Source organism: Streptomyces sp. CLCI03 (assembly GCF_053615355.1).
The window spans coordinates 6043223-6056471 of record NZ_CM132132.1; the positions used below are offsets into that span (position 1 = coordinate 6043223).

Below are 13249 nucleotides of genomic sequence, written 5' to 3' on the forward strand. Positions count from 1 at the left end.
AGCCTGTTCCCCGAACGGCGTGGCGGGCGACGGATCGCGGCGAATCCGGGACGCTGGAACGGCCGTACGCACCGTCACCTGGGGGAACACCTCATGCATGGAACGCGGTCGCGGGACGCGGAATGGGGGAGAGCGTGAGCGAGGCCGAGGATTTCGCACGGTTGTTGCGGGAGCTGAAGGAACGTGCGGGGCTCAGTTACGGGGCCTTGGCGCGCCGGTTGCACACGAGTACGTCGACACTGCACCGGTACTGCAACGGGGAGGCGCTGCCGGCGGAGTTCGCGGTGGTGGACCGCTTCGCCCGGGCCTGCGGGGCGACGCAGGGGGAGGCGGTGGACCTGCACCGGGCGTGGCTGCTGGCGGACGCGCGGCGGCGCGCCGGAACCGCGGCACAGCCGGTGCCGGGGCCGGAGCCTGTGGCCGTGCCGGAGCCGGGGCCGGAGCCTGTGGCCGAGCCCGAGCCCGAGCCCGAGCCCGAGCCCGAGCCGACCGTGGTGGTGGCGCCGGAGTCCGTGCCGCAGCCGGTGGCCCGGGGGGCCTGGTACCGGCGGCGGACGGCCGTGGTCGCCGCCGCGGGCGTGACGGCCGGGGCGGTGGCCGTGGCCCTGCTGGCGGCGGCCGGCCCCGACCGGGGCGCGCCGCACGCCGGCGGAAGTACGGGTACCGGTAAGGGGGCGACCGCGGGTACGGGTGCTCCGGTGTCCCCGGGATCCCCGGGGTCGGGTTCCGCCTCGGCGCCGGCGGTGACGGACGCACCGGAGCCGACATCGCCGGCGGGCTCGGCGGGCTCGGCAGGCTCGGCGGGGGAGACCGGGGCGACGGCCTCGGCGCCCGGCGGGACCTCCGTGTCACCGTCGACCCAGGGCCGGGCGCCGGCCGTGCCCCTGAAGGCGGCGGTGCGGTCGCACGTGTGGACCGCCGGCTGCGATCACGCCTACCTGAGCGAGCGCGCTCCCGGATCGGTGTCCCCGCCGCCCGTGGAGGCGGACGCGCCCGCCTGGGCGTCGGCGCAGGGTGCCGTGCACGCCGGGTCGCAGATCGTGGAGGTGACCCTGCACGGCACGGGCGAGGGCGCCGTGGTCCTGGAGGACCTGGAGGTACGGGTGGCCGCCCGCCGCAAGCCACCGGCCTGGCACGTCTACCAGATGTCGCAGGGCTGCGGCGGCGGGCTCACCCCCGCCGCGTTCGCCGTCAATCTGGACGCGCCGCGCCCGCTGGCCCGGCCCGTGGCCGGGAACGACGGCGGCGACCCGCTGCCCGCCCCCGCCTTCCCCCTGCGCGTCTCGGCGTCCGAGCCGGTCGTCCTGCGGGTGGAGGCGGCCACCACGGGCTGCGACTGCGACTGGTCCCTCGACCTCCGGTGGACCGGCCCGTCCGGGTCGGGCACCCTCCGCATCGACGACGGCGGGCGGCCGCTGCGCACCAGCGCCGCCACCGGTCGGCCCGTTTACGGGTACGCGCTGGAGCAGGGCCGCTGGGCCCGCTGAACCGCAGGTCAGAGGCCGTTGTCGGTGGTGGCGCCTAGACTCGTCGGCAGAGGGGACCGGCGGATTCGCCGGGCCATCGACGGGGGGACGGGGAGGGGGACACGCCATGACACAGCAGGACCACGCGCAGGCCCCCGCGCAGGCCCAGGCAGCGCCGCGGCCGCAGCGCCCGTCGCCGTCGCAGCCCACCGCGCTGCTGCGGCACGCCGCCGTCTTCCTGCCCGCCGGGGTCCCCCGCGAGGGGCGGGTCGCCTTCTGGGCGCCCGACGGGGACGCCTTGCCCGAGGTGGGTACGCCGGTGCCGCTCACCGTCGTACGTCCGCACGGCGACGGGGTCCGCAGCCGGACCGTGCCCGCCGTGACCTTCTCCGTCGCCTCCGCCCTGCCCCTGCTCGCGCGGGCGCCCCACAGCCCCGCCTCGCATCCCGCCACCCGCGCCTGGGGAACCGCCGCCCGGCAGGCGCTCACCCTCGCCGCCCGTGGCCGGCTCCTCCCCGGACTCACCCCCGAAGGCGTCGACGCCTGGCGGGCCGGGCCGCTCGACGCCGCCGACGTCGACCACCTCCGCGCGGTCGCCGCCGCGCTGCCGCACGAGGGGTACGCGACGCCGCTCGCCGGGCGCCGCCCGCTCCAACTGCCGGAACCGGAGGCACTGGTCCGCGCCTTCCTCGACGCCGTCGCCGACGGCCTGCCCCGCACCCCGGCCGCGGCCGTGGCAGCCGGCCGACCGTTCGCGGCGCGGGAGCCGCAGCTGGTCCCCGGGATACAGGACTGGGCCGCCCAGGTCGCGGCCGGCTCCGACACCGGCGTGGGGATCTCGCTCCGGCTGGACCTGTCCGCCTTCCGGCTCTTCGAAGAGGCCGAGGAGGAGGACGTCCGGCGGGCCGGGGCCGCCGTCGTGCAGGTGCACAGCCTCGCCGACCCGACCCTGGTCACCGATGCCGGGCAGCTGTGGGCGGGCACGGCGGCGGCCGGGTTCGGCCCGCGCGCCAGGATCGACGCCGTGCTCGCGCTGCGCCGGGCCGCTCGGGTCTGGCCCCCGCTGCTGCGCCTGCTGGACCAGCCCGTGCCCGATGCCCTGGCCCTGTCCGACCCGGAGCTGGAGGACCTGCTGGGCGTGGCCGCGACCCGACTGGCCGCCGCCGGGGTCCTGGTCCACTGGCCGCGCGAGCTGGCTCGTACGCTGTCGGCGACCGCCGTCGTCCGGTCCACCGCGCCCGGTTCGGCGACCGACGGGACGGCCTTCTTCGACGCCGAGCACCTCTTCGCCTTCTCGTGGGAGCTGGCGCTGGGCGGCGACCGGCTCACCCCGGGGGAGATGGACGCGCTGGCCGAGGCGCACCGGCCGGTCGTCCGGCTGCGCGACCGGTGGGTGCGGGTCGACCCGGAACTGGTGCGCAAGGCGCGCAAGCGGGAGCTGGGTGTCCTGGACCCGGTCGACGCGCTGGCCACCGTACTGACGGGGACCGCCGACATCGACGGGACGACGGTGGAGGCGGTGCCGGTGGGCGCGCTGGCCGCCCTGCGGGACCGGCTGACGCGGGAGCAGGACCCGCTGCCGCAGCCCCCCGCCCTCAAGGCCACCCTGCGCGACTACCAGGCGCGCGGCCTGGCCTGGCTGGACCTGATGACCTCGCTCGGTCTCGGTGGCTGCCTCGCCGACGACATGGGCCTCGGCAAGACCGTCACGCTGATCGCGCTGCACCTGCACCGGGACCGGCCGGAGCCCACCCTCGTGGTGTGCCCCGCGTCCCTCCTCGGCAACTGGCAGCGGGAGATCGAGAAGTTCGCCCCCGGCACGCCCGTGCGCCGCTTCCACGGCAACGGCCGCAGCACCGAGGACCTGACGTCCTGCGCGGGCGGGTTCGTCCTCACCACGTACGGGACGATGCGCGCCAGCGCCGCCCTGCTCGCCGAACAGAGCTGGGGCATGGTCGTCGCCGATGAGGCGCAGCACGTCAAGAACCCGCATTCGGCGACCGCGAAGGCGCTGCGCACGGTGCCGGCGCCGGCCCGGGTGGCACTGACCGGCACCCCGGTGGAGAACAACCTCTCCGAGCTGTGGGCGCTGCTCGACTGGACCACGCCCGGGCTGCTGGGCCCGCTCACCGCCTTCCGGGCCCGCCACGCCCGCCCGGTGGAGCACCAGACGGAGGAGGACGGGGGCAACGAAGCGGCGGTCGCCCGACTGTCCGCGCTCGTCCGGCCGTTCCTGCTGCGCCGCAAGAAGTCCGACCCCGGCATCGCGCCCGAGCTGCCGCCGAAGACGGAGACCGACCATCCGGTCTCCCTCACCCGGGAGCAGGCCTCGCTCTACCGGGCGGCGGTGGACGAGGCGATGGCCGTGATCGAGTCGAGCGAGGGCATGGAACGGCGCGGCATGATCATGAAGTTGCTGGCCTCGCTCAAGCAGATCTGCAACCACCCCGCGCAGTACCTGAAGGAGGAGCAGCCCCGGATCCCGCACCGCTCGGGCAAACTCGCCCTGCTGGACGAGCTGCTGGACACGATCCTGGCGGAGGGCGGTTCGGTGCTGGTCTTCACCCAGTACGTGACGATGGCCCGCCTGATCGAACGGCACCTGCAGGCCCGCGGGATCGCCTCGCAGCTGCTGCACGGGGGGACGCCGGTGCCGCGCCGCGAGGAGCTCGTCGACCGGTTCCAGGCGGGCGAGGTCCCGGTCTTCCTGCTGTCCCTGAAGGCCGCGGGCACCGGGCTGAACCTCACCCGGGCCGGCCATGTCGTCCACTTCGACCGCTGGTGGAACCCGGCCGTCGAGGAACAGGCCACCGACCGCGCCTACCGCATCGGCCAGACCCAGCCCGTCCAGGTCCACCGGATCATCGCCGAAGGCACCGTCGAGGACCGGATCGCCGAGATGCTGGAGGCGAAGCGGGCCCTGGCGGACGCCGTCCTGGGCTCCGGGGAGTCGGCGCTGACCGAGCTGACCGACCGCGAGCTGGCCGACCTCGTCTCCCTGCGGAGGCCCGGATGATCACCGCGCGGGACGACCGCCGCCGCACCTTCGAGACCGTGCCCGCCGGGGCCGAGGCGGTCAGCTGGTGGGGCCGGGCCTGGGTGTCGGCGTTGGAGGAGGTCGCGCACGACGCGGCCCGCCTGGCCCGGGGGCGTACGTACGCGGACGGGGGACGCGTCAGCGCGGTCACCGTCACCCCCGGCCGGATCGTGGCGTACGTCCGGGGCAGCAGGCCCCGCCCGTACCGCACCGAGCTGACCCTGCCCGCCTTCGCCGACCCCGAGTGGGACGAGCTGCTGGAGACGGTCGCGGCCGACCCCGCGGCGCTCGCCGCCCTGCTGGAACGGGAGGTCCCGCAGTCGCTCGCGGGAGCCGTCCTGCCCGGCGCGGGCGAGCTGGTCCCGCACTGCTCCTGCCCGGACTTCGGGCGTCCGCCGTGCAAGCACGCGGCGGCCCTCTGCTACCGGGCGGCCCGCCTCCTGGACGAGGACCCCTTCGTCCTGCTGCTCCTGCGCGGTCGCGGCGAGCGGGAACTGCTCGACGAACTCACCCGCCGCAACGCCGCCCACGCCGCGCGCGAACAGCCGGACGCGGCGCCCGACTTCCCCGGCGTTCCGGCCCGCGCGGCACTCGCCCGCACCGGCCTGCCGCTCCTGCCCGCGCCGCTCCCCGTGCCCGCCGCCGTGGGCCTTCCGCCCGCCTACCCGGCCGACCCGGCGGCGCCGGACCCGCTGGCCCTCGACCAGCTCGCCTCCGACGCGGCCGCCCGAGCCCTGGACCTCCTCACCACCGGCGAGGACCCGATCGCCGGGCTCACCGTGTGGCAGGACGCCGTCCGGCTGGCGTCCGCGCACCCCACGGCGGGGCTGACCGGCGCGGCCCGCACCCTGTACCGGGAGCTGGCCCGCGCCACCGGCCGCACTACCACCGATCTCGCCCGGGCCGCCGCGGCCTGGCGCCAGGGCGGGCGCCCGGCCCTCGACGCCCTCGAAGAACCCTGGGATCCGCCGGCGGGCCCCTTCGACCGGGCTCGCCCGGCCCTGCTCGCCGCGGGCCAGGGCTCCTTCCGCCCCGACCGCAACCGCCTCACGATCCGCGCGCGCCAGCTCCGCCTCGGCCGCGAGGGCCTCTGGTACTGCTACGAGGACCGCCACGGTGACCAGGACTGGTGGCCCGTGGGCCGCCCATCCCCGGACCCGGTCAGCGCTCTGCTGGGCTGATGCCCTCCGCCCAACGGGTCAGGGTGGCGAAGTCGCGGTCGCGCAGACCGTGACGCGGGTGGATCCGCAACAGGAGGGCCGGGCCCGGATGGTGCTCGGCGACCCAGGCCCGGTCGCGCGGGGTGATCATGTCGTCGACCCAGGCGAAGGGACGGCCGGCCGCCCAGTCGCGGAGGTGGCGGGTCTTCCAGGAGAGGCCGTCGGGGTCGTCGGCGAAGAGCTCGGGCCACTCGACGACGGTGAGGTCACCCGGCAACCCGATGTGCGGGGAGATCATCGTGTTGGCCTGGTGCGTCCAGGCGGTGGCCCAGGTGAGCTCGAAGGGCAGGGCCAGCAGCCGGGCTCCGTGGGAGGGATGAAGGCGTACGCGGGCGCCGCGCCGGGCCTTGCGGGACTCCGGATCGCGGTAGGAGAGCCAGACGTCGGGCCACATCCGGTGGCTCCGGTATCCGCGCAATCCGGCCAGGGCGGAGCGGAACGGGTTGAGGGGGCCGTCCACGTCGAGAAGGAGCAGCGGGCGATCGGTCATGAAGTACCCAGTACCCAGTACACGATTGAGTGAAATGCCTACCGTCCCTATAACCCGAATGGGGTCGGAGCGTTGTTTCCGGTGTGGGGACATTACCCCGCGAACTTCTCCGGAAGGCAGGGAAACTGATGCGTCACAGTCGTCGGAACGGCTTGATCGCGGCGATGGTTGCGGGCGGCGGACTGGCGGTCGCGGGTGTGGGCGGTCTGGCCCACGCCGATGCGGACGCGAGCGGCCGGGCCGAGCGCTCGCCGGGACTGCTGTCCGGGAACCTCGTACAACTGCCGGTGAACATCCCCGTGAACGCGTGCGGGAACACCGTGAGCGTGGTCGGCGTGCTCAACCCGGCCGCCGGGAACCGCTGTAGCAACGCGTCACCGGGCGGTGGCGGCGGACATGCGACCTCGGGAACCACCCACTCCTCGAAACCCGTAGCCGGGAACAGTGGCGGGGCCGTCGCCGAGGGACGGGGAAAGGATTCTCCGGGAGTGCTGTCCGGCAACGGGATCCAGCTCCCCGTCGACCTCCCGCTGAACATCAGCGGCAACTCCGTGAACGTGGTCGGCATCGGCAACCCCTCGGTCGGCAACACGTCCGTCAACGGTGAGGAGCCCACGGGCGGCAAGCCCGTCCAGCCGCCCGTCGTCGAAGAGCCGGTGACCCCGCCCGCACCCGTGTCCGTGCCGCCGGCCCCGCGCCCGGCACCGCCCGCCCCGCCGCGGCACATCGAGGCGCTCGCCCACACCGGGTCGGACGGCATCGGCTATCTGCTGCCCAGTGGCGGCGCGCTCCTCCTCGGCGGGGTGCTCCTCTACCGTCGCTTCCGCCTCAACTGAGCGGATCAGGCAGACGGATCCGGGGCGGGCGCGGACGCGTGCCCCGGAGGCAGGGTGCGCCACCCGTCCAGGATGGCGTCGATCCGCGGGGCCAGCCGGGCGCGGGCCGCGAACCGCGGGATCCCGGCCATCAGCAGGGCGTCGTACTCGGTGTCGGTGTGCCGCACCGCCGCCCGGACCGCGACGGAGACCGCCAGTTCGTCGAGGGCCCGACCGGCCGCGGTCCGGCCCACCCGGCCGCTGCCGCGCACCGAGGCGTGGGTGGCGATCGCCACGGCCCGGTCGGCCGGACATCCGGGGAACAGCCGCACGATCTCGGCGGCGAAGGCCGCCGTGAACCGGGTGTCCTCGGCCGCACGCCGCCGCCGGTCGCGCTCCCGGCGGCGTGCCCGCGCCTCCGAGTCCGCGAGGCAGGCCCGCTCCGCGCCGGCCAGGGCGGCCTCCTCGACGAGGAGGCCCAGGCGTTCGTAGCGGTGCCGGCGCTTGTTGAAGCGCACGACGACGGCGCACAGCGAACTGGCCTCGCGGGAACGGCGGGTGAGCGCCGTGTCCCCCCGCGGGAGATAGACGAGATGGCCGAGATCCGTACAGTCCAGGCAGCGGGGCACACCGGACTCGCGGACGAGGTGCCGCAGCGGGCCCTGCCGGCAGTCGGCGCAGTGGATCTGCTTCAGCGATTCGAAAACCACCAGGCTCATAGAGGTGTGATACCGCTGTATGACCCTCATATCACCTGGTGAAGAAGGCATGTTGATGTTTCGTCGAGTGTTCCTGGATGCCCCGCGGCCCTTTTACCGTGGGGCGGTGGACCGTAGGGGGTCCGCCGAGGAGGGGCACATGGGTGGGCGGCAGACGATGACGGAATGGTCGGGCGGGGCGTGCGTCGCCATGCTCCCGACTGGCCGGGAGATAGTCATACCGCCGGGCGGTTGCACCGGCTGGCACTTCCACCGGGTCAGGCTGGACGCGGTGGTCGTGGCGGGGACGCTCACCCGGGTCCTGCACGACCGCACCGTCGAGGTGCACACGGCCGGGACCAGCTTCGTGGAACCCGCGGGCATAGGACACATCCACCTGGGCCACAACCTCGGCACCGAGCCGGTCGTGCTCCACGTGACCCCCGCGCTCCCGGCCGGGACGCCCTTCGCGATACCCACGCCGGCTCCGGCCGGCATCACGCGCGCGGTCTGCGGACAACACGCGCACTGAACCCGCCCACCCCCGCGCCCGGCCCGCCCCGGCCCCCGCCGCCCCGCATCCGGCGGGCGCTCACACCAGTCGGCGTATCTCCCCGCGGACCCGGTAGAAGCCGCCCGAGGCCGCGTGCAGCCCGTCCACCACGTACCGGGCGCCGACCTCCCGGATCCCGCGCGGGAACTGCACGTTCCACGTGGGCTCGAAGCCGCCCGACACCACCTGCACCCGCATGCGGCCGCCCTGCTGGACACACTCCACCACCACGCCGGCCGCCGGGTCCGCCGTCACCGCCGCCATCGAGACCGTCGCCACCGCCGAGGCCGACGCGGCCGGTGTGAACACCGGGAGCGCCGCCGCCGACTTCACGTCCATCGGCGCGGGCACCGAGCCCTGCTGGGCCGCCGCGATCGCCTGCTCGGTCGCGTCCACACAGACCAGCGACCCGTCGGTGGTCACGAGGTACAGCCGCTCGTCCAGGTACTGCATGGACAGCGCCGACCCGCCGCCCGTCCCCAACTTCCACAGGCGTCGGCCGTCGGCGTCGAAGCAGTAGACCGAGGAGGAGGAGTCACCCGCGAAGACGTGCCGCCCGTCGGGCGAGGTCGCGCACGAGTACACCGCCGCGTCGCACGCGTAGGAGGCCTCCACCGCCCCCGTCGCCTTCGAGAGCCGCTGCACGGTGTTGCGGGCCGTCCCCGCGTACACCGCGTGGTCCTCCTGCCAGCCGAACAGCACCCCGCCGGGGGTCTTGGTGTGCCACAACTGCCCGGTGCCGTCGGCCGCGTACGCCGTCACACCGCCGCTGTGCCCGTGGAAGACCGCCCGCTCGTCCGCCCGGACCATCCAGGCGCCGTGGCCGCCGGACTTCCGTGACCACTGGTGCTCGTCCTCGTGGTCGATGACGGTCAGGCCGCCGTTCGCGTCGGAGACGTTCAGCACGCCCTCGTGGATGTCGAGCCAGTAGATGTCCACGTCCGCGGCGATCGCGTAGGCGCCGAACGGCACCTTCGACGACAGGTCGTACACCGTGCCGTCGTCACAGCCCGCGTATATCCAGAACTCGTCCGCGACCAGGCACTTCACCCCGTCCGGCAGCGAATAGCGGGCCAGCACCTCGCCGCCGTGGCTCAGCGTGTAGACATCGCCCGCCTGGTTGCCGACCCAGCAGCGGTCCTCGTCCACGTGGATGCCGAAGGCCGACGAACCGGTCCGGAACCGCCACAGCACCGGAGCCACCGCACGCGCCGTCGAGGGCGCCGAGGTCACCTGGCGGCGGGTGACCGACCGGGCGGCGCGCTGCCCCCGCACCGCCGGGGCGTACCCCTTGCGGACCTTCTCCCCGATCTTCTTCGCGGCGGCCGCCCGGGCCTTCTCGGCGCTCGGGAACGCGGAGGTCTGCAGCTGGCCGTCCGCGCCGATGCGCCCGTACCGCACGGACACGGCCGTGCCGTCGACGGTCACCTCGTAGAACTTGTGCGCCGCGCCGTCGTCCTGCGACAGCTCCAGATACGTCGTCTCCCGAGCCATGACAAACCTCTCCCCAAAGGCAGCGCCGCCGGCTCCCTTTCGGCCGGTGATCCCTCGTGAAAAACGCTACGGCCCACCACTGACAATGGGCCGGTGCAGTGGGAAGCGATCACATGGCAGCGGATGGCCGAGCGGCTCGCCGGTCACCTCGACAAACTCGACACCCCCGACGACGCGCACGAGCGGGGCGGTTGGCAGCGGGTGGGCATCGACGGCGCCCCCGCCGCCGACACCGCTGTCCTCGCAGGTGAACTGGCCGAATCGCTGCGGCTGCGCGGACGCCCGTCCCTGGTGGTGCCGGCCGACGGATTCCTGCGGCCGGCCTCCCTCCGTTTCGAGTTCGGCCGGCAGGACGTGGACTCCTACCTCGACGGCTGGTACGACACAGCCGCACTCTGGCGGGAGGTCTTCGGCCCGACCGACCCCGGCGGCACCGGTCGGGTGCTGCCGGACCTCTGGGATCCGGTGACCGACCGGGCGACCCGTAGTCCGTACGTCGAACTCCCGCCCGGCGGCGTGCTGCTCGTGCACGGCCCGTTGCTGCTGGGCCGGTGGTTCCCCTTCGACCTGAGCGTGCACGTCCGGCTCTCCGCGGGCGCGCTCGCCCGACGCACCGAGGAGTCCGCGCGCTGGACGCTGCCCGCCTTCGCGCGCTACGAGGCCGACACCGACCCGGCGTCGACCGCCGACGCCGTGGTCCGGGCCGACGACCCCCGCCACCCCGCCTGGACCGGCGTCCGGAGCCGCTGACGGGCCGGAACGGCCTCATCGGCACCCCGACACCGCCACGACCGCCACGACCGCTACGGCCGACCGCCCTGCCGGGTCACCGCCAGGGCCGCGGCCCGGCACCCGGCGCGGGCGGCCTCCGTCGGTTCCGCGCCCTCCAGCCGGGCCGCGAGGAAGCCCCCGGTGAAGGCGTCCCCGGCACCCGTGGAATCCACCGCCAGGGCCGGCTCCGCCTCGACCTCGGCGGTGATCCGGCCGCGTTCGGCGATCAGCGCCCCCGCCGCGCCCCGGGTCACCACCACCAGCGGCACCCGCCGGCTGAGCTCCGCTGCCGCCCGGGCCACCCCCGTCGGCTCCGGCAGCCCGGACAGCAGCCGGGCCTCGTCCTCGTTCGGCAGCAGCACGTCCACCCCCGTCACGGCCTCCATGAAGCGCTGCGGCCCGAGCCCGACCAGGAATCCCGCCGAGGCGGGGTCCACGCTCACCGACACCCCCCGCGTCCGGGCCGCCCGCAACGCGACCACGGCCAGCTCCCGGCTGCTGTCGGCGAAGAACAGATAACCGGACAGGTGCAGATGGGCCGCCCCGTCCAGCAGGGAGGGGGTCCAATCGGCGGGGCACAACCGCAGCGATGCCCCGCTGTCGGTCAGGAACGTCCGCTCCGCGTCCTTGCCGACCAGCGCGACCACCGTCCCGGTCGGCTCCCGTGCGTCGATGACCAACCGCGGCCGCACCCCCGCGTCCACGAGCGCCCGCTCGTGCCAGCGCGCCGACTCGGCCCCCACCCTCGCCAGGAGGCGTACCTCCGCGGTCCCCGTACGGGCCGCCCAGCAGGCCGCGTTGGCCCCGGCCCCGCCCGGCAGGGTCCGGATGCGGGCCGCCGTGTCGGTGGCCGGAGCCAGCGGCTCCGGATGTATGGCCACCACGTCCGTCACCACGTCCCCGACGACGAGCAACGCCCCCGGCCCGGTCATGCCCGCGCCGCCCAGGCCCCCGCGATCCGGGCCCCGAGCCGCACGTTGCCGCGTACCGCCGCCAGGTTCGCCTCCAGCGAGGCCCCGTTCGTCGCCCGTACCAGGAACCCCAGCAGGAACGGGGTCACCGCCTGCCCCGTGATCCCGCGCTCGCGGCACTCGCCGAGCGCCTCCGCCAGCACCCGGTCGTGCAGCTCCGGATCCAGCTGCTCCTCCCGCGCCACCGGATTGGCCACCAACAGCGCCGAGTCGGCGCCGCCCAGCGCGTCCTGAGCGGCCATCACCGCCGCCACCTCCTCGGGCTCGTGCACCGTCCAGTCCACCGGCTCGCCCGAGTCGGCCAGGTAGAACCCGGGGAAGCGGTCCGTCCCGTAGCCGAGCACCCCCACCCCGAGCGTCTCCAGCCGTTGCAGCGTGCCCGGCACGTCCAGGATCGACTTCACACCCGCGCACACCACGGTGATCCGGGTCCGCGCCAGCAGCGACAGGTCCGCCGATTCGTCCTGCGTCTGCGTCCACTCCCGGTGCACGCCGCCCAGCCCGCCCGTGGCGAAGACCCGTAGGCCCGCCCGGGCCGCCAGGAAGGCCGTCGCGGACACCGTCGTCGCCCCGGTCGCGCCCGTCGCCAGCGCGGGCGCCAGATCCCGGTGACCGAGCTTGCGCACGCCCTCGCCGCCCGCGATCCGCTCCAGCCGCTCCTTGTCCAGTCCCGCGTACGCCACCCCGTCCACGACCGCGATCGTCGCCGGAACCGCGCCCTCCGCACGGACCAGGGCCTCCAGTTCGAGGCCCACCTCCAGGTTGCGGGGGCGGGGCAGACCGTGCGCGATGATCGTCGACTCCAGGGCCACCACGGGCCTTCCCCGGGTGAGCGCCTCGCGTACCTCCGCCGACAGGACCGGGATCTCAGATGCTCTGTGCTGTGACATGTCCCCATCCATGGCACGGGATCGGCGCCCCCAAACTCTCCCCCGGCACACCCGTCCCAACCTGTCCGAGTAGCGTTCCCCCATGGACACGCGTGGCTTCTACGACGCGCCGGCCGACCGGTACGACCTCGTCCACGCGGACTGGAACGCGAGCGCCACCCGCCAGGGCCGGGCCCTCGACACCCTGCTCACCGCCGCCCTGGGCCCCGGCCCGCACACGGTGCTCGACAACGCCTGCGGCATCGGGACCCGGTCACTGGGCCTCGCGGCGCTGGGCCACCGGGTCACCGGGTCACCGGGACCGACCTCAGCCCCGCCTCCGTGGCCCGCGCCGCCCGCGAGGCCGGCCGGCGCTCGCTCACCCTGCCCGTCGCCGTCGCCGACATGCGGGCCCTGCCCTTCGCCGACGCCTCCTTCGACGCCGTGGTCTGCGCCCACAACGCCCTGCCCCACCTGCTGACCGCACAGGACGTGACCACGGCCCTGGCCGAAACCCGGCGGGTGCTGCGCCCCGGCGGACTGCTGCTGCTCTCCACCCGCCCGTACGGGGGCTGCGCCTGGCCCGGCCGCGGAGCGACGCCCCGGCATGCCGACGGGGAGCGGTACGACCTGGAGCTCTTCCAGTTGCTGCCGGACGGCGCAGGCTGGACGCCCCGGGTGTCGAGCGCGACGTACTGGGCGCTGCCGGAGGAGGAGACGGCCGCGTAGGCCCGGCGGGCCGGGTTCGCCGACCCGCTCTGGCATCCACCGGCGGAGACGGGCTTCCACCAGCCGGTGCTCGCCGCCCGGAGCCCGGGGCGCTGGACAGGGTGACTCGTCGGCCGGGCCGTTCCTGGACGCTGTG

General features: G+C 75.0%; 11 protein-coding genes and 1 pseudogene. 7 read left to right on the top strand and 5 right to left on the bottom strand.

The features are described 5' to 3' along the window. The first annotated feature begins 134 nt into the window (after positions 1 to 134). From ACWG52_RS27890 to ACWG52_RS27900, 3 genes are all read left to right on the top strand, one after another. Entirely contained in the window at positions 135 to 1487 is a 1353-nt protein-coding gene (locus ACWG52_RS27890; RefSeq protein WP_453126264.1) for a helix-turn-helix domain-containing protein, read from the top strand. A 106-nt stretch (positions 1488 to 1593) separates the two neighbouring features. Then, positions 1594 to 4482 carry a DEAD/DEAH box helicase gene (locus tag ACWG52_RS27895; protein ID WP_390167970.1) on the top strand — a complete coding sequence of 963 codons (2889 nt, stop codon included), beginning with the start codon at positions 1594 to 1596 and terminating at the stop codon, positions 4480 to 4482. Next, positions 4479 to 5684 (top strand): SWIM zinc finger family protein, encoded by a 1206-nt coding sequence (locus ACWG52_RS27900; RefSeq protein ID WP_389808779.1) that lies wholly within the window; start codon positions 4479 to 4481, stop codon positions 5682 to 5684. Before ACWG52_RS27895 ends, ACWG52_RS27900 begins: the two co-directional genes overlap by 4 nt. On the opposite strand, the gene ACWG52_RS27905 is transcribed toward ACWG52_RS27900, so the two are convergent. Then, positions 5665 to 6213, bottom strand: coding sequence for a hypothetical protein (locus ACWG52_RS27905; RefSeq protein WP_375941038.1), 549 nt, complete (start codon positions 6211 to 6213; stop codon positions 5665 to 5667). The genes ACWG52_RS27900 and ACWG52_RS27905 overlap by 20 nt on opposite strands. A 128-nt stretch (positions 6214 to 6341) precedes the next feature. Between ACWG52_RS27905 and ACWG52_RS27910 the strand changes: the two genes are divergently transcribed. Further along, a complete protein-coding gene (locus ACWG52_RS27910) occupies positions 6342 to 7049 on the top strand; it encodes a chaplin (protein ID WP_389808782.1) in 708 nt (235 codons plus the stop codon). 5 nt (positions 7050 to 7054) lie between these two features. On the opposite strand, the gene ACWG52_RS27915 is transcribed toward ACWG52_RS27910, so the two are convergent. Beyond that, on the bottom strand, positions 7055 to 7747 hold the full coding sequence (locus ACWG52_RS27915; protein WP_389808785.1) for a DUF2293 domain-containing protein: 693 nt from the start codon (positions 7745 to 7747) through the stop codon (positions 7055 to 7057). 106 nt (positions 7748 to 7853) lie between these two features. Here ACWG52_RS27915 and ACWG52_RS27920 point away from each other — a divergent pair, with 106 nt between their 5' ends. Beyond that, the gene (locus ACWG52_RS27920; protein WP_453126268.1) at positions 7854 to 8258 is read left to right on the top strand and encodes a cupin domain-containing protein; all 405 of its coding nucleotides are present in this window, start codon (positions 7854 to 7856) and stop codon (positions 8256 to 8258) included. Positions 8259 to 8318: 60 nt separating this feature from the next. Here the strand turns inward: ACWG52_RS27920 and ACWG52_RS27925 are convergent, their stop codons facing one another. Further along, a complete protein-coding gene (locus ACWG52_RS27925) occupies positions 8319 to 9773 on the bottom strand; it encodes a WGR domain-containing protein (RefSeq protein WP_389808791.1) in 1455 nt (484 codons plus the stop codon). A gap of 93 nt (positions 9774 to 9866) precedes the next feature. On the opposite strand from ACWG52_RS27925, the gene ACWG52_RS27930 reads away from it, so the two are divergent. Further along, a complete protein-coding gene (locus tag ACWG52_RS27930; protein WP_453126270.1) occupies positions 9867 to 10523 on the top strand; it encodes a uridine kinase in 657 nt (218 codons plus the stop codon). Between the two features lie 53 nt (positions 10524 to 10576). Here the strand turns inward: ACWG52_RS27930 and ACWG52_RS27935 are convergent, their stop codons facing one another. Then, a complete protein-coding gene (locus tag ACWG52_RS27935; protein ID WP_453126272.1) occupies positions 10577 to 11476 on the bottom strand; it encodes a carbohydrate kinase family protein in 900 nt (299 codons plus the stop codon). Beyond that, a complete protein-coding gene (locus ACWG52_RS27940; RefSeq protein WP_390167966.1) occupies positions 11473 to 12405 on the bottom strand; it encodes a pseudouridine-5'-phosphate glycosidase in 933 nt (310 codons plus the stop codon). Before ACWG52_RS27940 ends, ACWG52_RS27935 begins: the two co-directional genes overlap by 4 nt. A gap of 82 nt (positions 12406 to 12487) precedes the next feature. Between ACWG52_RS27940 and ACWG52_RS27945 the strand changes: the two are divergent. Then, positions 12488 to 13218, top strand: a pseudogene (locus ACWG52_RS27945) (class I SAM-dependent methyltransferase). Positions 13219 to 13249: the final 31 nt, after the last annotated feature.

What these genes read in the sequence shown, in the direction of transcription:
- ACWG52_RS27895 (WP_390167970.1), top strand. Translation starts at nt 1,594, where the DNA reads ATGACACAGCAGGACCACGCGCAGGCCCCCGCGCAGGCCCAGGCAGCG.
- ACWG52_RS27900 (WP_389808779.1), top strand. Translation starts at nt 4,479, where the DNA reads ATGATCACCGCGCGGGACGACCGCCGCCGCACCTTCGAGACCGTGCCC.
- ACWG52_RS27905 (WP_375941038.1), bottom strand. Translation starts at nt 6,213, where the DNA reads ATGACCGATCGCCCGCTGCTCCTTCTCGACGTGGACGGCCCCCTCAAC.
- ACWG52_RS27910 (WP_389808782.1), top strand. Translation starts at nt 6,342, where the DNA reads ATGCGTCACAGTCGTCGGAACGGCTTGATCGCGGCGATGGTTGCGGGC.
- ACWG52_RS27915 (WP_389808785.1), bottom strand. Translation starts at nt 7,747, where the DNA reads ATGAGCCTGGTGGTTTTCGAATCGCTGAAGCAGATCCACTGCGCCGAC.
- ACWG52_RS27925 (WP_389808791.1), bottom strand. Translation starts at nt 9,773, where the DNA reads ATGGCTCGGGAGACGACGTATCTGGAGCTGTCGCAGGACGACGGCGCG.
- ACWG52_RS27935 (WP_453126272.1), bottom strand. Translation starts at nt 11,476, where the DNA reads ATGACCGGGCCGGGGGCGTTGCTCGTCGTCGGGGACGTGGTGACGGAC.
- ACWG52_RS27940 (WP_390167966.1), bottom strand. Translation starts at nt 12,405, where the DNA reads ATGTCACAGCACAGAGCATCTGAGATCCCGGTCCTGTCGGCGGAGGTA.